The following is a 19873-nucleotide window of genomic DNA, read 5'->3' as shown; positions in this document are numbered from 1 at the left end:
CGGGTGGTGCGGGGTGGGCCGGCGCCTGGTGGGCGCTGACGTTGCCTGTGACGCAGGCGTCCGGGCGCACAATCACGATCGCTTGTGGGGACAGCCGGCGCACGAGGAGATCTCTGCGCGCCGGCCGCCCGGACAACATCAACGTATGGCACCGCGTGTCACCTGACAAGGCACTGCGTGCCAACAATTTCACTCATATGCAATCTGCTGGTCACACATGAGCGATGATCGATCGAATGGGTCCCCGTGTGAGCCGGAAATCGTCATGAAAGCGGCGAAGGCCGCCCCCGTGGTCGGGGGCGGCCTTCGCCGTACAGGGAGGGTGTCTCAGCCCTTCAGGGCCTGCTGGATCGTCCGCATGACCTCGTCCAGGGGCGCGTCCGTGCGGGCCACGGCGATCACCACGTCACCCTCGCCGGTCACCGTCGCCGCCGCCGGGGCGGAGGCCTGAGCCGCCGTCTGGGCGGCCTGCCCGGCAGCGGCCGGGCGGGCGCCTATGCCGGAGCCGAACGTGTCCCGCACGATCGCGAAGGCGTGGTCGAGCTGCGCCTCCACGTCGCCCTGGCCGCCCGCCCGCAGCCAGCGGCGCAGCACGTGGTTGTGGGCCGTGACCACCGCCGAGGCGGCCACCTCGGCGAGCAGCGGGTCGTCGTTGCCGTCGTGGTGGTCCCGCTCGTCGAAGTGGCCGAGCAGATAGCGGGTGAAGAGCCGCTCGTAGCGGGCCACCGAGGCGATCTCGCGCTCCCGCAGGGTGGGCACCTCGCGGGTGAGCCGGTACCGCTCCACGGAGACCGCGGGGGACCCCGCGTACATCTTCATGACTTCCTTGATGCCGCGGCAGACCGTGTCCAGCGGGTGCTCGTGCGGCGGCGCGGCGTTCAGCACCGCCTCCGCCCGCACCAGGGTGTCGTCGTGGTCGGGGAAGATCGCCTCTTCCTTGGAGCGGAAGTGGCGGAAGAACGTCCGGCGGGCGACCCCTGCCGCCGCCGCGATCTCGTCGACCGTGGTGGCCTCGTACCCCTTGGTCGCGAACAGCTCCATGGCCGCGGCCGCCAGCTCACGGCGCATCTTCAACCGCTGCGCGGCCGCGCGGGTGCCCGCCGCGCTCTCCGTGTCGGCGGTGGACAGGGACGTGGCACGGGGTGACTTCGCGGCCTTGGACATGTCCTGAACGTACTGCATCAGTGCGGGAGTGTGCCCAGGTGGGGGAGGGTCGCCGGGGCCCGGGCCCGGGGTGCCGGAGGCGCTCCCGGGGCTCAGCAGCCCTCCCCAGCCCGCGGAGGGCTCAGCGACGGGCATATTCGCGGAAGCCGCGCCCCGTCTTGCGGCCCAGGCAGCCGGCCGCCACCAGGTGCTCGAGGAGCGGCGCGGGGGCCAGGCCCGGGTCGCGGAACTCGCGGTGCAGCACCTGCTCGATCGCGAGCGAGACGTCCAGACCGACCACGTCGAGCAGCTCGAACGGCCCCATCGGGTAGCCGCCGCCCAGCTTCATCGCCGCGTCGATGTCGTCCAGGCTCGCGTAGTGCTCCTGGACCATCTTGATCGCGTTGTTCAGGTACGGGAAGAGAAGCGCGTTCACGATGAAGCCGGCCCGGTCGCCGCAGTCCACCGGGTGCTTGCGGATCTTCGCCGTCACCTCGCGGACCGTGGCGTGCACGTCGTCGCCGGTCAGGACCGTACGGACGATCTCCACCAGCTTCATCGCGGGCGCCGGGTTGAAGAAGTGCATCCCGATCACGTCCTGCGGACGCGAGGTCGCGCGGGCGCAGGCGACGACCGGCAGGGACGAGGTCGTGGTGGCGAGCACCGCGCCGGGCTTGCAGATCTTGTCGAGCCGGGCGAAGAGCTCCTGCTTGATCGCCAGGTCCTCGGCGACCGCCTCGACCGCCAGGTCGACCTCGGCGAAGGCGTCGACAGAACCGGCCGGGGTGATCCGCGCCAGCGTCTCGTCGCGGGCCTCACCGGTCATCCGGCCCTTGTCGACCGAACGGGCGAGGGACTTCGCGATCCGGGCCTTGGCGGTGTCGGCCTTCTCCTGCGAGCGGGCCGCGAGCACGACCTCGTAGCCGGCCTTGGCGAAGACCTCGGCGATCCCGGAGGCCATCGTGCCGGAGCCCGCGACGCCGACCGAGCGGACCTCGCGGCCCTCGGTGGTGGCGGCGCTCTCCAGCGGGGTCAGCGCGTCGCGGACCGTGGTGGCCGAGCCGGCCGCGTCGTACGTGTAGAAGCCGCGGCCCGACTTGCGGCCGGTCAGACCGGCCTCGCTGAGCTGCTTGAGGATCGGGGCGGGCGCGTGCAGCCGGTCGTGCGACTCGCTGTACATGGCCTCCAGGACCGTACGGGCGGTGTCGATGCCGATCAGGTCCAGCAGTTCCAGCGGCCCCATCGGCAGCCCGCAGCCGAGCTTCATGGCGGCGTCGATGTCCTCGCGGGAGGCGTACTTCGCCTCGTACATCGCGGCGGCCTGGTTGAGGTAGCCGAAGAGCAGCCCGTCGGCGACGAAGCCGGGGCGGTCGCCAACCGCGACCGGCTCCTTGCCGAGGTCGTGCGCCAGGGCCGTGACGGCCTCGACTGCCTGCGGCGCGGTGAGGACGGAGGAGACGACCTCGACCAGCTTCATGGCCTGGACGGGCGTGAAGAAGTGCAGGCCGAGCACGCGCTCCGGGTGCGCCGAGTCGGCCGCCAGCCGGGTCACGGAGAGGGCGTTGGTGCCGGTGGCGATGATCGCGTCGGGCCGGACGATGCCGTCCAGGGCCCGGAACACCTCCTGCTTGGCCTCGTACGACTCGGGCACGACCTCGATCACCAGGTCGGCGTCGGCCGCAGCCTGAAGGTCGGAGTAGGTGCGGAAGCGGGCGAGGACGTCCCGCCGCTCCTCCTCGGTGATCCGCTCACGGGCCACCGCGCGGGCGGTGGACGCCTCCAGGGCGGCGACCGCCTGGCCGGCGGCGGCTTCGCTGATGTCGATACCGATGACCTCGCGGCCGGCCCGGGCCAGGACATCGGCGATGCCCTTGCCCATGGTGCCGAGACCGACGACGGCGATGGTGGAGAGAGGGGTGTCCATCAGGGGACTCCAGGAGGTGAAGAGTGACGACTGAAGGCGGCGATCGCGGGAGCCACAAGGCGAATCGCGGGGGCGAAACGGATCGCGGGGCGAAACGGATCGCGAAAACGGAACAGGGCGCGTACGGGCGAAACTCGGTTCACGTACGAGCGAGGGAATCGCGGACGAGCGAACGCATCGCGTGTGGGCGAAACGGGTCTCGTAGGGGCGAAGCGGGTCGCGTCGCGGGTGGATGAAGAACCCGCGCGAAAAGGGGCGACGGACTCTGTCCCGGAGTCACGCCTGAAACTGCCGAACCGACACACTCGATCTCACGACGGCTGCGTCACCAGGCCGTGGTGAGGGTTGCGGGGGTGACCCGCTCACCTGAGATTAACCGGCGGGTAACGAGCGCGCCAGTCCCGGGGAGTTCGGAAAATGTGATCTGGATCGCGGATACGCTGACGGTCATGGAAATCGCCCAGGACCCCGAATTCTGCTCGATGATCGATCGATTGCGGGACGAGATCCACGGCGGCGGTGAAGCCGAACGGAAACCATTCGAGGAACTCGTCGCCACCGACGATCCCGAGGAGTTCGCGCGCGTCCTGACCGCGCCCGGCCGACCGCTCTGGGCCCGCGAACTCGCCGCCTTCCGGCTGGGCCTCGCGGGTGACCCGCGGGCCTTCGAGTCCCTGGTCCTGCTCCTCAACCACCGCGACCCGGAGCGCTGTGTCTCCGCCGCGTACGCCCTCGCCCGGCTCGGCGATCCCCGTACGGCACGAGCCGCCGCAGCCCTCGCCACCAACGAACTCCGCGTCGCCTACGCCCTGTTCCCGGTCCGGCTGCTGACCGAGCTGCGCGCCCCCGAGTCCGTGCCGGCCCTGGTCGCCGTCCTCGAACGGCGCCTGGCGGGCGACGACCCGCACTGGCGCGTCGGCCTCGCCTGCGTCGAGGGCCTCGGCACGCTCGCCGACCACCGCGCCCGGCCCGCCCTCGAAGCCGCCCTGCCGCACCCCCGCCTCGGCCCGGCGGCCGAGGCGGCGCTCGCCCGGCTCGCGGAGACGCCCTAGGGCCTGTCCGGCCCTGATCCACCGGACAGGCCCTAGAGGGTGCGCCCGCCGTCCACGGCCACCAGCCTGACCGGGGCCGTGGCGGCTCCGGATCCGTCCGGAGCCGCGTCCTCCGGGACCAGCGCGAAGGCCTCGATCTCGATGAGCAGCTCAGGGCGGACGAGCGCGGCGACCTGGACGGCCGAGCTCGCCGGCAGCGGGGCCGCGCCGAAGGCCTCGTCCCGGGCGGCCCGCACGGCGGGGAGATGGGCGACGTCCGTGACGAAGTACGTCAGCTTCACCACGTCCTCGAACCCCGCGCCCGCCGCGGCCAGGCAACGGCGCAGGTTCGCGAAGACCTGACGGGCCTGCACCGCCGGGTCGTCCGCCCCGACGACCGCGCCCGAGGCGTCGAAGGAGCACTGGCCGGATATCGCGACGAACCGGCCGGTGCCCCACACGACGTGGCTGTACTGAGGGCTGGCGGCGATGCCGTCGGGGGCGGACACATGGGTCAGGTGCGCACTCATGACCGACATCCTCGCGCATACCACCGACAGTCCGGGCCGGACCCCGACGAGGGGGTCCGGCCCGGTGGTGCGTGGTGAGCTCCTCAGCGCTCGTGACCCAGGAGCGCGTGCAGGACCTCCCCGCCCGTGGCGGCCGGTGCGACGGCGGTCCGCTTCCCCGTGGGCTTCGCCGCCTTCGGCGTCGGCTCGGGCTCCGGGAGCGCCGAGCAGACCGCGTCCGCCTCCGCCTGCCCGTCGCCGCGCGGCACGACCCCCGTGGCGAGGTAGGACGCCAGGTGCTCGTCCATGCAGTCGTTGCCGCCGAGCGTCACCCCGTGGTTCCCGCCGCCCTCCTCGACGACCAGGCTGGAGCCCTGGACCATCCGCCGCAGCGCCACACCGCCCTCGTACGGAGTGGCCGCGTCGTCCGTCGCCTGGAGGATCAGGACCGGCGGCACCTCGTCGTTCGAGACGTCCGGCGGCGTCAGCGAGTCCACCGGCCAGAACGCGCAGGGAGCGTTGTACCAGGCGTTGTTCCAGGTCGAGAAGGGCGCCTTGGCGTGCACGTCCCAGTTGTCGGCGCGCCAGGTGCTCCAGTCGCGCGGCCACTTCGCGTCCCGGCACTGCACGCTCGTGTAGACCGAGTAGCTGTTGTCGGCCGCCGGGTCCGCCGCCCCGTAGTTCTCGTACGCCCGGGTCAGCGGGACCGCGTCCTTGTCGTTGACGTACGCCGAGAAGGCCTCGGCCAGCTTGGGCCAGTAGCCGTTGTAGTACCCGCCGGGCAGGTACGTGTCCTCCAGCTCGCCCGGCCCCACCTTGCCGCCCGCCGGGGTGGTCCGCAGCGCGTCCCGCATGCCGTACCAGGCGGCTTCGACCGCCGCCGGGTCCGCGCCCAGGCCGTAGGTGTCGTCCTGGCGGGCCACCCAGGCCATGAAGTCCTTGTGGCGGGTGTCGAAGGCGTAGTCCTGCGCGATGTTGTCCTCGTACCAGACGCCCTGCGGGTTGACGACCGAGTCCAGCGCCATGCGGCGCACCCGCTCCGGGTGGAGCCGCGCGTACACGGCGCCGAGGTAGGTGCCGTAGGAGTAGCCCAGATAGTTCAGCTGCGTCGCGCCGAGCGCGGCGCGGATCGCGTCCATGTCCCGCGCGGCGCTGACCGTGTCGATGTACGGCAGGACGTCGGCGTACTTCTCCCCGCAGGCCTTCGCGAAGGCCTGGGCCCGCTCGACGCCGAGCCGCTCGCCCTCCGCCCCGAGCGGCACCGAGTCGGGGCGCACGGGGTCGAAGTGGCCGGGCCGGCAGTTCAGCGCGGGCTCGCTCCTGCCGACCCCGCGCGGGTCGAAGCCGATGACGTCGTACTCCGCCGCCACCTTGGCGGGCAGCGAGGCGGCCACGAAGCCGGCCATCGTGCGGCCGCTGCCGCCCGGCCCGCCCGGGTTGACGAGCAGCGGGCCCTGGAAGGTCTTGGCGGTGTGCGGGACCCGGGTGAGCGCGAGCGTGATGCTCCGGCCCGCCGGGTCGTCGTGGTTCAGCGGCACCTTGAGCGTGGCGCACTGGAGCTTCGGATACGCCTGTGTGGCGCAGCCGCTCCAGACGAGGGGCGCGATGGGGCGGGGGGCCGGCTCGGGTCGGGGAGCGGCGGACGCGGGCAGGACGGTGGCCGTCCCGGCGACCAGCGCCCCAGCCGCGATCAGCATTCCTGCGCGTGTGGTCATAGGGCGTCCGTGCCCAGAAGGGAAGGGGAAAGGACACGCACCGGCCAGAGTTGACCCGAACAGACGATCCGTCAGTTCATCGCACGGGCGAATCGTGGGGGAGGGCCCTGGACGTTCACAGGAGGCTCAACTGCTCGGCCGCCGCCGCGAGGGCCGTGGGCTCCTCCGGTGCCGGTGCCGGTGCCGGTGCCGGTGTCCGGCGCGGCGCGCCCCGGCCGGCGGGCCCGATCCCGAACTCGGCGGCCAGCTCGTGCACCTGACGGGTGATCCGGCGCTGGTACCAGGTCGGCGCGTAGGCCCCGTCCGCGTACATCCGCTCGTACCGTCCCACGAGCCCCGGGTGGTGCCGCCGCAGCCAGGTGAAGAACCACTCGCGGGCCCCCGGCCGCAGATGCAGCACGAGCGGGGTCACGGAGGTCGCACCCGCCTCTGCGATGGCGCGCACGGTCTCGCGCAGCTGCTCGGGCCGGTCGCCGAGGAAGGGGATCACGGGGGCCATCAGCACCCCGCAGCCGATGCCGTGCTCGCCGAGCGTCCGTACGACGTCGAGCCGCCGCTGCGGGGAGGGCGTGCCGGGCTCGACCGTTCGCCACAGCTCCTGGTCGGTGAAGCCGACGGAGACGGATATGCCGACCTCGGTCACCTCGGAGGCCTGCACGAGCAGATCGAGGTCGCGCAGGATCAGCGTGCCCTTGGTGAGGATGGAGAAGGGGTTCGCGTGGTCCCGCAGGGCCTCGATGATCCCCGGCATCAGCCGGTAGCGGCCCTCGGCGCGCTGGTAGCAGTCGACGTTCGTGCCCATCGCGATGTGCGCGCCCTGCCAGCGCCGGGAGGAGAGCTGGCGGCGCAGCAGCTCCGGCGCGTTGATCTTCACCACGATCTGGGAGTCGAAGCCGAGGCCGGTGTCGAGGTCCAGATAGCTGTGGGTCTTGCGGGCGAAGCAGTACACGCACGCGTGGGTGCATCCGCGGTACGGGTTGACCGTCCACTCGAAGGGCATGCGGGAGGCGCCCGGCACCCGGTTCACGATCGAGCGGGCCCGCACCTCGTGGAAGGTGATCCCGCGGAACTCGGGGGTGTCGAAGGTGCGGGTGGTGACCGCGTCCGTGCCGAACAGCGCGGTCTCGGTGGCGACGCCGTTGTCGCCCAGATTGTCCCAGCGCATGGACGCCTCCTCGGTAGCCGTGTCCTCAGCCGTTCCCAGAATAGAACACCTGTTCCCTTGATCGCCGCAAGCCGGAACGGGCGCCGGAGGGGAACCCGGATTCCGGAGGGGACCCGGATTCCGGAAGGGAACCCGGATTTGGGAGGCCCGCGCGCAGGTGGTTGTCTTGGCGCCACACCCCTGAAGAACCAAGTGCTGGAGGAAGTGCCATGGCGCAGGTCGAGGCCACGACGGAGCGGATCATCGCGGCGGACCCCGAGACGGTGTTCGACACCCTCGCGGACTACACCGACAAGCGCGCGAAGCTGCTCCCGGAGCACTTCAGCGAGTACGAGGTGCGCGAGGGCGGCGACGGTGAGGGCACCCTCGTCCACTGGAAGCTCCAGGCCACCAGCAAGCGCATCCGCGACTGCCTCCTGGAGGTCACCGAGCCGACCGACGGGCAGCTGGTGGAGAAGGACCGCAACTCCTCCATGGTCACCACCTGGACCGTCACCCCCGCCGGCGAGGGCAGGTCCAAGGCCGTCGTCACCACCGTCTGGAACGGCGCCGGCGGCATCGGCGGCTTCTTCGAGAAGACCTTCGCGCCCAAGGGACTTGGCCGGATCTACGACGCCATCCTCGCCAACCTCGCGGCCGAGGTGGAGAAGTAACGCCCTCGCGCTCACCGATTCGAGTGGTTTCCCGCGACCCCCGCACGAGCGCCCCGCGCGCGCGGGGGTCGCGTGCGTCTCCGCAAATACGCTGATGAGCGCCCCAAGTGCGCCCTGTGCCGGGCCCGTTCGTGATCTTGGCCCGCGCTGACCCTCCGTACCGTCCGACTTGCCCCCGCTTCGCGCGCAATGCGAAGAATGGCGCGGCGCTGAAGTCGTGACGAGGGGAGCAGCACGTGGGTGCGATCACGCTGGCGAAGGACGACGTACCGCGCGTCGCGGACGATCCGCCCGCCGGCCAGGCCCCGCCGCCCCCGTCCGAGGAGGGCGCCCTCGACCCCCGCCGCGTCCGGCTCGTCTTCTTCGGCCTGATGCTCGCGCTGCTGCTCGCCGCCCTGGAGCAGATGATCGTCGCCACCGCGCTGCCGAAGATCGTCGGCGAACTCCAGGGCCTGGACCGGATGTCCTGGGCGATCACCGCCTATCTGCTGACCGCCACCATCGGTCTGCCGATCTACGGCAAGCTCGGCGACCTCTTCGGCCGCAAGGGCGTCTTCCTCTTCGCCATCGTCGTCTTCGTCATCGGCTCCGCGCTGGCCGGCTGGTCACGCTCGATGGACGAACTCATCGCCTTCCGGGCCGTCCAGGGGGTCGGCGCGGGCGGACTCATGATCGGCGTCCAGGCGATCATCGCGGACATCGTCCCGGCCCGGGAACGCGGCCGCTACATGGGTCTGATCGGCGCCGCCTTCGGCCTCGCCTCCGTCGCGGGCCCGCTGCTCGGCGGCTTCTTCACCGACCACGTCTCCTGGCGCTGGTGCTTCTACTTCAACGTGCCGTTCGGTCTGGTCACCCTCGCCGTCGTCGCCGTCGTGCTCAAACTGCCCAAGCCGCAGAGCCGGGCCAGGCTCGACGTCCTCGGCGCGATCCTGCTCGCCGCCGCCTCCACCTGCCTGGTCCTGTTGACCAGTTGGGGCGGGACGGAGTACGCCTGGGACTCCACGGTCATCATCGGCCTCGGCGCGGGCGCGGCCGGAACGACCCTGCTCTTCCTCGTCGTCGAGTACGTCGCCCCCGAACCCCTCATCCCGCTGCGACTGTTCCGCGACTCGGTCTTCACGGTCACCAGCCTCGTCGGCGCGGTCGTCGGCATCGCCCTCTTCGGCGCCGCCAGCTATCTGCCGACCTTCCTGCAGATGGTCGAGGGCGCCACCGCCACCGAGTCCGGTCTCCTCATGCTGCCCCTGATGGGCGGGATCGTCCTCGCCTCCATCGTCTCGGGACAGCTCATCACCCGCACCGGCCACTACCGGATCTACCCGGTGGCCGGCGGAGCGATCTCCGTCGTCGGCATGTGGCTGCTCTCCCGGATGGAGACCGACACCCCGCGCCTCCACCACAGCCTCTGGCAGGCCGTCCTCGGCATCGGCATCGGCCTGGTCATGCCGGTCCTGATCCTGGCGGTCCAGAACTCCGTCCGCCCCGCCGACCTCGGCACCGCCACCAGCGCCCACAACTACTTCCGGCAGATCGGCGGCAGCGTCGGCGCCGCGATCTTCGGCACCCTGTTCGCGGCCCGCCTCGACGACGCCCTCGCCGCATCCCTGCCCAGTACGGCGGGCGTCCCGCTCCCCGCCGCCGAATCGATCACCCCGCAGACGGTGCACGCCCTGCCGCCCGCGCTGCGCGACGCCTACATCCAGGCGTACGCGGACGCGATGCCGCGCATCTTCCTCTACCTCGTGCCGGTCCTCGTGCTCGGCCTCGTCCTCGCCTTCTTCCTCAAGGAGAAACCGCTGGTGTCCCACCACACCCCCACCACCGAGGCCCCCACCCCGATCCCCTCGGCCCGGATGGCGCCCGCATCCGGTGTGCCGGTCTGCGGCCACGTGCAGCACCCCGATGGGAGTAGCGTCCCGCGAGCGGCCCTTACGCTCATCGATGTCGCGGGCCGACAGATCGGTAGGAGTGCGAGCGGCGAAGATGGCCGTTACGCATTGGCTGTCCCGGGTTCCGGTTCGTACGTCCTGATCGCGGCGGCCGGCGGCCACCAGCCGCAGGCCGTCACTGTCACCGTCGGCGAAAGGCCCGTGGAGCTCGATGTGGTCCTCGGCGGCGCCGGACGCCTGGCAGGCAGCGTCCTCACCGCTGATGGCGCCCCTGTTCGCGATGCCGCTGTCACCCTTACCGACGTACGTGGTGAGGTCGTGGCCAGCACTCGCAGTGGACGTGAAGGCGCCTACTCCATTGGGGAGTTGGTGGCAGGTGAGTACACGCTTGCTGCCAGTGCCCCCGCCTTCCGGCCCGCCGCCGTTCCGGTGAGCGTCCAGTCTGCCCGCGAGACTCGCCAGGACGTCGAACTGGCCGGCGGGGCGGTGTTGCGGGGCATCGTGCGGGCCGGGGGTGGACGGCCCGTGGAGGACGCGCGGGTGACGCTGCTCGACGCGGCCGGGAATGTAGTCGACACCCTCACTACGGGCCCCGACGGCAGCTTCCGCTTTGTGGATCTGTCCTCGGGCGAGTACACGGTCATCGCCGCTGGGTACCCTCCCGTTGCCACTGTCCTCCAGGTGGCTGGCGGTGGCCGCACCGAACGCGACCTCCAGCTCGGCCATGAAGACTGACCGGCTTGCGGGGGCAGCATGAGCTTTCCGGAGGGTGTCGAGAGCCCCGGTTCGACCCGGCCCAAACGGGTCCGCGCGGCTACGTACGTAGCCATGTAGGTAGCCACACAGGCAGCCGTCCGAGCCTCTGCGGGCCGGGTTGTCTGTCGAGTGGGGGCCAGGGTGCTGCAACGTTGTCTGGGCGGTATGCCTCACTGCCATGTCCAGCCTGCTAACACGGGCTTGTACCCCCTTGATAGCCCGACGGCGTTCTCGGAGAGCTTCTGCCGAACAGGGCTGCGCGCAGGTGCTGAGAGGGCCGGAGGAGCGCGCCGATGCGCATGCCAATGACGAAGCGGGGCTGAGGCCGAAACGGCCTCAGCCCCGCTGAGTGTGGGTTCCCCGTAGGGGAGGTGTCATGCAGCAGAGCCCATGACGATGGGCTGTGGCCGCGCCGTAAGGCGGGCGGCCACGGCCCCATGGGTATCGGCATGGTCCCTGAGAAGGTGGCTGTAAGTGCGCCGGACCTCTTCGACCGAGTCTCCGACCCAGGCGGCAACGGTGTGCTCCGGGATGCCGTTCTGGAGGCAGGTCGAGATGAAGGTGTGCCGCAGGTCGTGGAAGGTCGGCAGCTCGCCGTTCTCGTCCCTGATGCCTAGGCGCCGCAGGGTGGGCTTCCAGAGGCCGTCGTTGAAGTAGTTGCCGGCCATGAGGTTGTTGTAGGGCGTCCAGAAGAGCGCGTGCGCAGTGCTGCGCTTGCAGGCGTCAGCCTTCTTCTTGTGCTCCCAGATGATGTTCTCCGTGGGCTGGGGGGCGTACGCCGCCATGTGCTCCTCCAGCGCGTCATGAAGATATGAGGGCATCGGGACGGTCTTGGACCTGATGCGAGGGCTCGTCTTGAGTCTTTCGACGAGGCGGGGCCTGTACTGGGTCTCCTTGATCTTGAGCACCTGCCGGCGCACGGTGAGCACCCGTCGGCTCACGTCGATCACGTCGGTGCAGATGCCGAAAGCCTCTCCCTGCCGTGTGCCACAGGCGAAGCCGAGCATGGGTATGACGCGGTACCGGTGCGGGAATTCGTCGTAGATGGCCCAGCACTCCTCGGGGGTGAAGACGTACGGCTTGGACTCGCCGACGTAGGGGCCATCGACCTCGTAGGTCGGGTTCGATGCCAACTTCCCGTTCTGGAGGGCGTCCTTGATGATCATCTTGAAGACCTTCCAGTGCCCATAGGCGGTCGAGTTGGCAAGGCTTTCGTCGGCCTCCATGTCCTGAACCCACGCCTCCACCTGACGCTTCTCGATGGTGCGAAGGCGTTGGTTGCCCCACCGCGGATTCAGGTGCAGGCGGACGGCGATCTCGTACTTCTCGACGGTGGTCTCCGTGGCGCGGCGCCGATCCAGCCAATCGGCTGCCCACTGGCGAAACTTTAGGTTCGTGTCCTTAGGCTCTGGTACCGCCCCGGGGGTCATGCCGTCGAGAATTCCCTGAGCCTGCGCTTCGGTCAGGCCAACCGAGTCGGGAATTGTTGCGCGTGTGCGGTTTCCCTGGTTGTTCGTTCGGTTGTACGACCAGCTGTGGTTGCATCCTCCCTTCTTGGGCCGGTCTTGATCGGGGCATTCGCACCGCTTGTAGACGGTGGGCTTTCGCGCCACGGCTGCCTCTCGTGATGGTGGTCGGGTGGTGGGCGGCGCCCTGGCCAGGGGTTGGACTGTATGTAGGACGACTAGTGGCGGCTGGTCAAGCCGGGTCCTCAGGGTGTTGAGCGTCGGCGAATATGGACCATGAGGAAATGGAGACGCTTAAGGGAATCGTTCTGCGTGTGCGTCGACCCATGCTTCGAAGTCGCGTTCTCGAACGCGGATGATTCGATCGCTCACTCGAACAACAGGGATCTGCCAGTTCTTGTAGTTGTCGAGCACTGTCCTCTTCGGGACTTTCATTCGATCAGCGATCGTCTCGAAACTCAGCAGTGCGTTGGAACCGCCGCGAGCCATGCTCAACCCTCTTCTTCCGTAAGCGTCCTCCGGTGGATTGGTCCGACCGGATAGGGCCGGTTGCGGCCCGGCATAGACACGTACGCGGATGCGCGAAATCTGTTACACCTGGCGTGAGGGAGGACTGCGCGGAGTCGGAGCCGCTACTAGGCAGCTCTGCGGCGGGGGCCGGTGTGGATTCGCCTGACCTGCTGAGTGGCGCCCTTCCCGCGGGTGCAGAGGATGCCGCGCCGACGGCCGGCTCGCACAATGCGCGTGACGGCGATCTGGTCGAGCCCAGCGGCCTTGGCCGCTGCGTGGACCGAGATCCACTCCTCGAAGGGGAGCAGCATCAGGGTGCGGTCGGTGCTGGTCGCGGGCATGCCGGATCGGCCTTTCGCTTCGGGTCGGTGTCGCCGGGTTGCTCTCCTGGCGTCGGTAGGACCGTATATCACGTCGGCTCCGTGGCCGATGCAGGTATCTCGTACGAAGCGGGTCGTATGCGTCCGGTTATGCTTCCCCGGCGTCGTACCGGAATGACCACCTCCAGATGCAAGGGGAGGCCGGACGGCGGCTGTGCTGCTGTTGCTCATGGGGGGAAAGCCACGCCGTGGAGACCTTGGAAGACCTGGTCACGCGTGCCGCAGAGGGCGGCGAAGACGCCGTTGACGCGTTCGCTGCGCTGCACGACGAACTCCAGGAGACCGTGTACCGCTGGGTGCTCCGTCTCGTCTGGGACGGGCATGTCGCGGAAGACCTGAGCCAGGAAGTCTGGCTGAAGGTCGCTCAGAACATCGGGAAGTACCGGGCTGGCTCGAACTTCATGGGCTGGCTGAAGACGATCACGAGGAACACGGCCCTCGATCACTTGCGGGCCATTCAGCGCCGCCCTCCCGAGTCCTTGTGCGCCAATCACCTGGAGCTGGACAGGCCACGAGCCGGGCAGACCACCGAGGAACTGGCGGAGAACCGAGAACTGGCCCGCGCGGTCGAGGCGCAGCTGCACAAGCTCCGGCCTGACCAGCGACAGGTGCTCATCCTGCGGTTCTTCGACGGCGAGAGTCCGGGGCGCACCGCAGAGATCATGGGGAAGACGGATGGCGCAGTCCGTACCCTGACTCTGAGGGCGCTGCGCAAACTCGCCGAGGTGATGCCGCCGAGCGAGTCCTCGGCGGAGTTGATTGAAGAGCTGCTGACGGCGGCCGTGGGCAAGGACAGGGTCATCGAGACCCGCGTGGAACGAGAGGCGAGGTCGCATGTTGCGACGCGGTGACCAGAGCGAGCGCCTGGAGCGGGCACTGGAAGGTGGTCCCGTTCCTCACGACGAGGAGACGCGCCGTCTGCTCGCCGCCGCAGGTGCGCTGCGACCCGGCTACCGTCGGGACCCCGCTCGCGCGCGGGCGACCAGAGAGGCGGCTCTGCGCGAGTTCCAGCGAGCGCTGAATCCCCAGGCCGCGCGAGAGGACGCCGGCACGAGCGACGGCCTCGACGAGCCGGAGATCCATCAGCAGGAGGTCGAGCTGTCGGACGGTGGACGGCTCGTCCTCAGCGATATCGAGCCGATCACGCCCGAGCGTGCCGAGAAGAGCAAGGCCGTGATCGAGCGGATACTCAACAGCGAGCGAGACCGGCAGCAGCGGTGACTTCGGACAACCCGATCAAGATCCACATCGTCGACCCGGACGATCCCGACCCTGATGCGGTGGCCCTCGCCGATGTGGGCGTGGTCACCGTGGACGGGGAGCGCCACCTGTTCCTGAAGCCGCAGAGCTTCAATTCGGCCGTCCGGCAGATCCGCAGCGCCATGCCAGACCTGCCGGTTGAACAGGTCGAGCGCCTGGTACGTGAGCACGTGAGCTTCAGGGACTTCGACGAGCTGCTGACCCCAGCCGTCGAGCCTGCCGCACCGCCGGTCGACCTGCCTCCCCTGCCGCCTGGGCCCCCGGCCCCGGTGGTGCCCGCCCCGCGTAGGCGAGTTCGGAACTGGGCGATAGCCGCTGCCCTGATTCCGGCCTTCGCCGGGACATGGGCTCTCGGGCACGCGACCGCGCAGAACGGGTCGCAGAGCGCTGCCAGCGCCGAGGACAAGACGCCGGCGACGACGGCGGACGACCCTCAGTACAAGGCGCCAGAGCCCTTTGAGGCGGGGGACTTCCTGGACTTCTCGAAGGCGGGCAAGATCGTGTGCCACACGATCGACAGTCTTGAAGCGGAGTGCACCGACTCTGACGGCATGGTCATGGCCACCACTGCTGCTACCGGCCCCGATTCCGTCGTCTTCACCTTCAGCTACGGGTCTGAGCGCCTTGGTTTGAGGATCTTCGAGGACATCGACTACGCCGCGACGTGGGTTCAGCAGGACGGCTCCCAGGCGATGTACCCGAACATGGAGCGCTGGGGCCGCTACGTCCTGTGGGGGACGGATGAAGAACGTCTCACGGAGTACATGGGCGAACTACGCTCGGCGCCGCAGCACCGTCCTGCCGTGTTCAGTGCGATGGGCGCCCAAGGGCTACCGCTGCCACCGCGTCTCGCCGCGCTCACGCTCGGCACCTTGGGGATCGCCTCGGAGGACCTGGACGAGATCGTGTTCAGGCCCGAGCAGTCCGGGGTGACCATGCCGACGCTGCTCGCTGCCCGAGCAGTACTCGGGCTGACCGATGACGGTGTTCGCTCCTCCGAACCGTCGGGGATCGACGACATTGTGGCCCTCGCCGCAGGGCTGGAGCCGCCGCCTACCGACGAGACCGACACCAACAGCGCCAGAGTGCCTGTCGTCGAGCCGGAACCGATCGTGACGCGCACGCCGGACCCGGTCCCGGTGCCGGACCCGACACCGACTCCGACCCCGGACCCGACACCGACTCCGGACCCGACACCGACTCCGACCCCGGACCCGACGCCGACACCACGACCGGTCCCGACGCCGGTCTCGGAACTGCCCCCCACGTTGGACCCGGAGCCGAACGACGGCAGTGGAGACGGACAAGAAGGTCACCCCGAGGCTGACTTGTTCGACCACGACGATCTTGAGGGCGGAGGGCTACTCGTGCTTCCTCGGGCCTGGGTCGCTCAAGTCGCCTAGGAACGGGTGCGCCCCGCAGGCGGCGTCCTGCGGGGCCCGATCGCACTGGGTCAGAACGGAGGCGCGCCTGCCCACTGGTCGTCCGCCACCACGCGGCCGGCCGCCGGAGCCATCGCGCGCGTCGCGGTCGTCTTCGCGACGGCCGCCATGGCGTTGCGCAGGCTCGGGCCGACGTCCTCGACGTCGAGCTCGAAGACCGTGCGCCTGACGCCTTCCCGGTCTTCGTACGATCGCTGGCGGAGGCGACCCTGGACAATCACGCGCGTGCCCTTGCTGAGTGATTCGGCGACGTTCTCGGCCGCCTGCCTCCAGACCGAGCAGGTCAGGAAAAGGGGTTCGCCGTCCTTCCACTCGTCGCTCTGGCGGTCGAAGGTGCGCGGGGTGGATGCGACTCGGAACTTGGCGACGGCTACGCCGGAGGGGGTGAAGCGCAGCTCGGGGTCGTCGACGAGGTTGCCGAGGACGGTGATGACGGTCTCGCCTGCCACGTAAGGCCTTTCGAACGGAAGTGGGCGACCCGCTTGGACGGGCCGTGGTGTGTGGAGGTCAGGAGAAGAGCGAGCGCCAGGTCTTCGGACCGGGGAGGCCGTCGGCGTCGCCGCGCAGGTCCGGGCGCGAGAGCTGGAAGTCGCGAACGTTCTTGCGGTCAGCCTCAGACCACTTCGGGCCGGGACCGGACGTGTAGTGCTTGCCGAAGCCGCGGGCCACGAGCTGCTTGCCCAGCATGGCGATGTGCGCGTTGTTCTTCCCGGGACCGAAGTAGGAGGTGCCGGGGAAGGGCGGCATGGGCTTGGCAGCGGACGGGAGGGAGCCGAGGAGCTTCTTGAGGGAATCCGGACCCGGGATGCCGTCGGCCGCCTTGCCCGTGAGGCCGATGGACAGCTGGTAGTCGCGGTAGTTGAGGGTGTCGACGTCGGTCCAAGTCGGGCCGGGGCCGGAGGTGTACCGCTTGCCGAAGCCGCGCTTGACGAGAGCTTCACCGGTCCGGGTGATGTGGGCCCCACGGGCGCCGTAGCCGTAGACGAGTCCGTTGATGGTGGTCTGGTAGCGGGCGATCGAGCCGGTGCTCGTGCCGGTGTTCCCACCGGGCGACGGGGCGGGCTGGTATTCCCCGGCCGGCATCCCGGCGCGGACCCAGGAGTAGAGCGCTGGTCCGGGGCACGCCGTGGCAAAGCCGTCCTTGTGGCCCTTCTTCGCCAGAGTCTGGCCCGTCTTCCGGCACGCCTCCTCGTACAGGGCGCGGGCGGCGGCCAGGGCCTTCGCGCTGGGCTCCTGGCTGCCGCCGATGGCGATCTGGACGCCGATCCCCGACACGTTGTGGTCGGGGCAGTGAGCGCCCTGGAGGCCCCATCCGCGGCCCTCGTAGATCGTGCCCGCCTGGTCGACGACGAAGTGGTAGCCCACGCCGGACCAGCCGTTGGCGCGGTGTTCGGCCTCGATGGCGCGCATGATCGCGAAGCCGGTACGGGAGACCGGGGTGCCGCCGTCGTAGTGGATGAAGAACTCGGTGCGGGCGCTGAGCGGGACGGTGTTGGGCGTCCCGGCCCAGGGCTTGGCGCCCCACTCGGCGCGGGTGACGATCTTCATGGTGGTGCCCTCCAGAGGCTGGGGTCAGGGAGGGAGCACCGTGAGGGTCGAGCGGGCCTAGTGTCGCGTCCTGCCGCTGTAGGAGCAGTGGGTCATCCGTCGATCACCTCGGCGTCGACGACGGTGCCGTCTTCCAGCGCGGGCCGGTCGGGGTACTCGACGGCGAAGAGCGTCTTGTTCAGCCGTTCGGCGAGTGCGCCGAGGTCCACGTGTTCCTCGGGCGAAGGTTCGGAGTCGGCGAGGCCGGTGATCTCAACGGCCAGGGCCGCGTCCCTGCCGTAGTGGTGACGGTGCTGGCGCTCCAGGTACCACGCGTCGGCGCGCCAGTCGGGGGCGGTTCGGTCCTCGGTGACCTCCTCGACGATCTGTCCGGTCTCGGGGTCGCGGTACTTGCGGGTGCTGGTCTTGGTGACGATCCCGCCGTCGGCGACCCTTCGAATGTTGGCCATGGCGCGGGCGGCGGCCATGGCGCGAGCCGTGCGTACCCGCTCGAACAGCTCGACGTAGGGGTCTTCGTCGCGGTTGGGCTTCTGCCCTTCGTCGCGAGCGGCGGCTTCGGCGCGACCTCGGGCCATCCACCTCCAGTACGTGGCGGCGCTGATGCCGGCGGCCTCGGCGGCGAGTTCGACCGCGATGCCGGAGCGGGAGGCGGCCAGGATGCGGCTTTCGACTTCGGCGGACAGGAGGGTGGGCCTGCCGGCCCCGAGGCGGCGCGGCTTGCGGCGGTTCGACATGCTCAGGCGTCCTTGCGGCCGGGGGTGAAGTGATGACCGCAGGCCGGGCAGGTGGTCACCCGGGGCCGTCCCTCGTCGTCAGGGGTGAGTTCGGCACCTGTGCCAAAGCCGTCGTCAGGCAGGTGGAGTATGGGGGGCTGGGTGTCGCTGTCGTGGATGGCGCCGGGCAGGGTCTCGGGGTCGACCTGGCGCAGCAGGGTCTCCAGCTCCTCGTCAGGGATGGCGAGGGAGTCGTAGAGGTCAGGCTCGGCGGTGACGATGTCCTCGAAGAACGCGGTGAGAGCGCGGGGCTCCCAGCCGCCGTCCTGGGTGATGCGGTTGAGCTTGATGATCACGGCCTTGGCCTCGGTGTCGCTGCGGGAAGCCCAGCCGCGCTGGACAGGCACGAGCCAGCCGCCGTCGTCGTCGACGAGGATGCCGTCGGGTGTCGGCAGGCCCCGGTGCTGCATCTCGTGCAGGGATTCCCGGCGGCCGTGACCGCCGATGGCCAGGCCGGTGCGCTCGTCGACGATCGGCTGGTCCAGGAAGCCGTGAGTCTGGATCGACTCGATGATCCGCTCGATCTCGTGCTTCTTGGGGTTGCCGGGGCTCGGAGCCAGGTCGGCGAGGGGGATGTAGGTGGTGTAGCGGGGGGCGGGCACGGCCATCGGGGTCCTTCCGGCAGCGGGGGTGATGCCGGCGGCGGGCACGGTCTGCGAGCCCGCGGACTTCAACCGCGGCGCCCTGCCTCGCACGCAGGGCATGCCGTCATGGCCGGGCCACGCTCGCCGCCGACCCGGCACCGCCCTCGTTCCGGATGGGGCGGTGCCGGGGCCCGTCTGCCTGTGGCGACGTCACCATGGGCAGGCGAGCCGGGCGAAAGGTAGAAGTCGGCAGGCGTTTACGTCGCCGCGTGGCCTAGGCAGGGGAGTGGGCCGGACCGTGCGGCGGTTGTCGCCCGGCTCCTCTATCTGTGAAGGGGGAGCCCCCTCTACACACCATGTGACGGTTGCTGTACTATTTTTCTGGCTGGGAGAGCGACCCAGCTTTCTGGGCCTAGGTGTAACGGATTTCAGCCGCGTACGTACGTACTGGCGACGCCCCAGCACCCCGCCCGGGACCCGACCCGAAGAAGCCCTGGGCGTACCTGGGGTGAGAAAGGACTGCCATGTCGAACGACGCTGGCCAGACATCGGAGACCCCCCTGTCCCTCGGGGACGCTGCCCTGCTCTCGGCCTTCGCCAAGCACTTCAAGGCCCGCGTCGTGCCCCTGATCGACGAGAAGGCGGACGCCGTCAAGGCCCCGCTCCTCGCCGCCTACGCGGACCCCGACAGCGGCACCAAGTCCATCGACGTGAGGATCGGCGGGGTTCCGATCGCCACGCACACCGTCTCCGTCTCCAGGGGCAAGTACGAGGTGGCCGACGAGGAGAAGTTCGCGGCTTTCGCTGACGACTGCGGCGAAGTCGAGGCGATCATCCAGGTCCGGCCCGCCTTCCGAGACGCCATGCTCAAGCGCGCCGTGTACGACAAGGCGACCGGCATCGTGGTCGACAAGCTCACCGGAGAGCCCATCCCCGGCCTCCGGTACATCCCTGGCGGGAAGGCCACGGGGTCGATCAGCACCACGTGGAAGGACGGCGGCAAGGAGGCCCTTGAGGCGGCGTACGCGAGCGGTCAGCTCAGCAGCCTGCTGAACGGGGTGCCCATGCTCCCCGCCTCCGAGCAGCAGTAGCCGACCGCCAGCGCCAGCAGCCCGGCCGCGCCTC

Annotated in this window: 17 protein-coding genes and 1 pseudogene; 7 read left to right on the top strand and 11 right to left on the bottom strand. The window is 69.8% G+C overall.

Annotated features, from left to right (window positions below; genetic code table 11):
* Positions 1 to 327 precede the first annotated feature (327 nt).
* Together AB0E14_RS01695 and AB0E14_RS01690 are read right to left on the bottom strand one after the other, a co-directional pair.
* On the bottom strand, positions 328 to 1164 hold the full coding sequence (locus AB0E14_RS01695) for a TetR family transcriptional regulator (RefSeq protein ID WP_362410186.1): 837 nt from the start codon (positions 1162 to 1164) through the stop codon (positions 328 to 330).
* Between the two features lie 121 nt (positions 1165 to 1285).
* Positions 1286 to 3067 carry a 3-hydroxybutyryl-CoA dehydrogenase gene (locus AB0E14_RS01690; protein WP_362410183.1) on the bottom strand — a complete coding sequence of 594 codons (1782 nt, stop codon included), beginning with the start codon at positions 3065 to 3067 and terminating at the stop codon, positions 1286 to 1288.
* Positions 3068 to 3516: 449 nt separating this feature from the next.
* Between AB0E14_RS01690 and AB0E14_RS01685 the strand changes: the two genes are divergently transcribed.
* A complete protein-coding gene (locus AB0E14_RS01685) occupies positions 3517 to 4119 on the top strand; it encodes an adenylosuccinate lyase (RefSeq protein ID WP_362410180.1) in 603 nt (200 codons plus the stop codon).
* Between the two features lie 32 nt (positions 4120 to 4151).
* Here the strand turns inward: AB0E14_RS01685 and AB0E14_RS01680 are convergent, their stop codons facing one another.
* The 3 genes from AB0E14_RS01680 to AB0E14_RS01670 all read right to left on the bottom strand — a co-directional run bounded on the left by AB0E14_RS01680 (position 4152) and on the right by AB0E14_RS01670 (position 7487).
* Positions 4152 to 4628 (bottom strand): RidA family protein, encoded by a 477-nt coding sequence (locus tag AB0E14_RS01680; RefSeq protein WP_362410177.1) that lies wholly within the window; start codon positions 4626 to 4628, stop codon positions 4152 to 4154.
* A gap of 83 nt (positions 4629 to 4711) precedes the next feature.
* Positions 4712 to 6322, bottom strand: a complete 1611-nt coding sequence (locus AB0E14_RS01675) for an alpha/beta hydrolase (RefSeq protein WP_362410174.1) — start codon at positions 6320 to 6322, stop codon at positions 4712 to 4714.
* A gap of 115 nt (positions 6323 to 6437) precedes the next feature.
* On the bottom strand, positions 6438 to 7487 hold the full coding sequence (locus AB0E14_RS01670; RefSeq protein WP_362410171.1) for an Rv2578c family radical SAM protein: 1050 nt from the start codon (positions 7485 to 7487) through the stop codon (positions 6438 to 6440).
* 209 nt (positions 7488 to 7696) lie between these two features.
* Between AB0E14_RS01670 and AB0E14_RS01665 the strand changes: the two genes are divergently transcribed.
* On the top strand, positions 7697 to 8140 hold the full coding sequence (locus AB0E14_RS01665) for an SRPBCC family protein (protein WP_362410168.1): 444 nt from the start codon (positions 7697 to 7699) through the stop codon (positions 8138 to 8140).
* Positions 8141 to 8376: 236 nt separating this feature from the next.
* Positions 8377 to 10764 (top strand): MFS transporter, encoded by a 2388-nt coding sequence (locus tag AB0E14_RS01660; protein ID WP_362410165.1) that lies wholly within the window; start codon positions 8377 to 8379, stop codon positions 10762 to 10764.
* 395 nt (positions 10765 to 11159) lie between these two features.
* On the opposite strand, the gene AB0E14_RS01655 is transcribed toward AB0E14_RS01660, so the two are convergent.
* Together AB0E14_RS01655 and AB0E14_RS01650 are read right to left on the bottom strand one after the other, a co-directional pair.
* Positions 11160 to 12398: a tyrosine-type recombinase/integrase gene (locus AB0E14_RS01655; protein WP_362410162.1), complete on the bottom strand. Its 1239-nt coding sequence runs from the start codon at positions 12396 to 12398 to the stop codon at positions 11160 to 11162.
* Between the two features lie 488 nt (positions 12399 to 12886).
* Positions 12887 to 13102 (bottom strand): hypothetical protein, encoded by a 216-nt coding sequence (locus AB0E14_RS01650; protein WP_362410159.1) that lies wholly within the window; start codon positions 13100 to 13102, stop codon positions 12887 to 12889.
* Positions 13103 to 13329: 227 nt separating this feature from the next.
* On the opposite strand from AB0E14_RS01650, the gene AB0E14_RS01645 reads away from it, so the two are divergent.
* Genes AB0E14_RS01645 through AB0E14_RS01635 form a run of 3 tightly spaced genes read left to right on the top strand, consistent with a single transcriptional unit; the run spans position 13330 to position 15804 of the window.
* The gene (locus AB0E14_RS01645; protein ID WP_362410156.1) at positions 13330 to 13992 is read left to right on the top strand and encodes a sigma-70 family RNA polymerase sigma factor; all 663 of its coding nucleotides are present in this window, start codon (positions 13330 to 13332) and stop codon (positions 13990 to 13992) included.
* Positions 13976 to 14362, top strand: a complete 387-nt coding sequence (locus AB0E14_RS01640) for a hypothetical protein (protein WP_362410153.1) — start codon at positions 13976 to 13978, stop codon at positions 14360 to 14362. The genes AB0E14_RS01645 and AB0E14_RS01640 overlap by 17 nt, the downstream gene beginning before the upstream one ends.
* Positions 14359 to 15804 (top strand): hypothetical protein, encoded by a 1446-nt coding sequence (locus tag AB0E14_RS01635; RefSeq protein WP_362410150.1) that lies wholly within the window; start codon positions 14359 to 14361, stop codon positions 15802 to 15804. Before AB0E14_RS01640 ends, AB0E14_RS01635 begins: the two co-directional genes overlap by 4 nt.
* Positions 15805 to 15929: 125 nt before the next feature.
* On the opposite strand, the pseudogene AB0E14_RS01630 reads toward AB0E14_RS01635, so the two are convergent.
* From AB0E14_RS01630 to AB0E14_RS01615, 4 genes and pseudogenes are all read right to left on the bottom strand, one after another.
* Positions 15930 to 16292, bottom strand: a pseudogene (locus tag AB0E14_RS01630) (single-stranded DNA-binding protein); the annotation flags it as partial.
* Between the two features lie 58 nt (positions 16293 to 16350).
* Positions 16351 to 17391, bottom strand: a complete 1041-nt coding sequence (locus AB0E14_RS01625) for a peptidoglycan-binding protein (RefSeq protein WP_362410147.1) — start codon at positions 17389 to 17391, stop codon at positions 16351 to 16353.
* Between the two features lie 92 nt (positions 17392 to 17483).
* On the bottom strand, positions 17484 to 18125 hold the full coding sequence (locus AB0E14_RS01620; RefSeq protein WP_362410144.1) for a hypothetical protein: 642 nt from the start codon (positions 18123 to 18125) through the stop codon (positions 17484 to 17486).
* 2 nt (positions 18126 to 18127) lie between these two features.
* On the bottom strand, positions 18128 to 18772 hold the full coding sequence (locus AB0E14_RS01615) for a ParB N-terminal domain-containing protein (RefSeq protein WP_362410142.1): 645 nt from the start codon (positions 18770 to 18772) through the stop codon (positions 18128 to 18130).
* 500 nt (positions 18773 to 19272) lie between these two features.
* Between AB0E14_RS01615 and AB0E14_RS01610 the strand changes: the two genes are divergently transcribed.
* On the top strand, positions 19273 to 19839 hold the full coding sequence (locus AB0E14_RS01610; RefSeq protein WP_362410140.1) for a hypothetical protein: 567 nt from the start codon (positions 19273 to 19275) through the stop codon (positions 19837 to 19839).
* The last annotated feature ends 34 nt before the right edge of the window (positions 19840 to 19873 follow it).

Origin of the sequence: Streptomyces sp. NPDC047981, from assembly GCF_040653315.1 — a bacterium.
Taxonomy (GTDB): domain Bacteria; phylum Actinomycetota; class Actinomycetes; order Streptomycetales; family Streptomycetaceae; genus Streptomyces.
The sequence above is the reverse complement of the archived record's forward strand: the minus strand, read 5'-3'. Positions and strand labels throughout refer to the sequence as shown.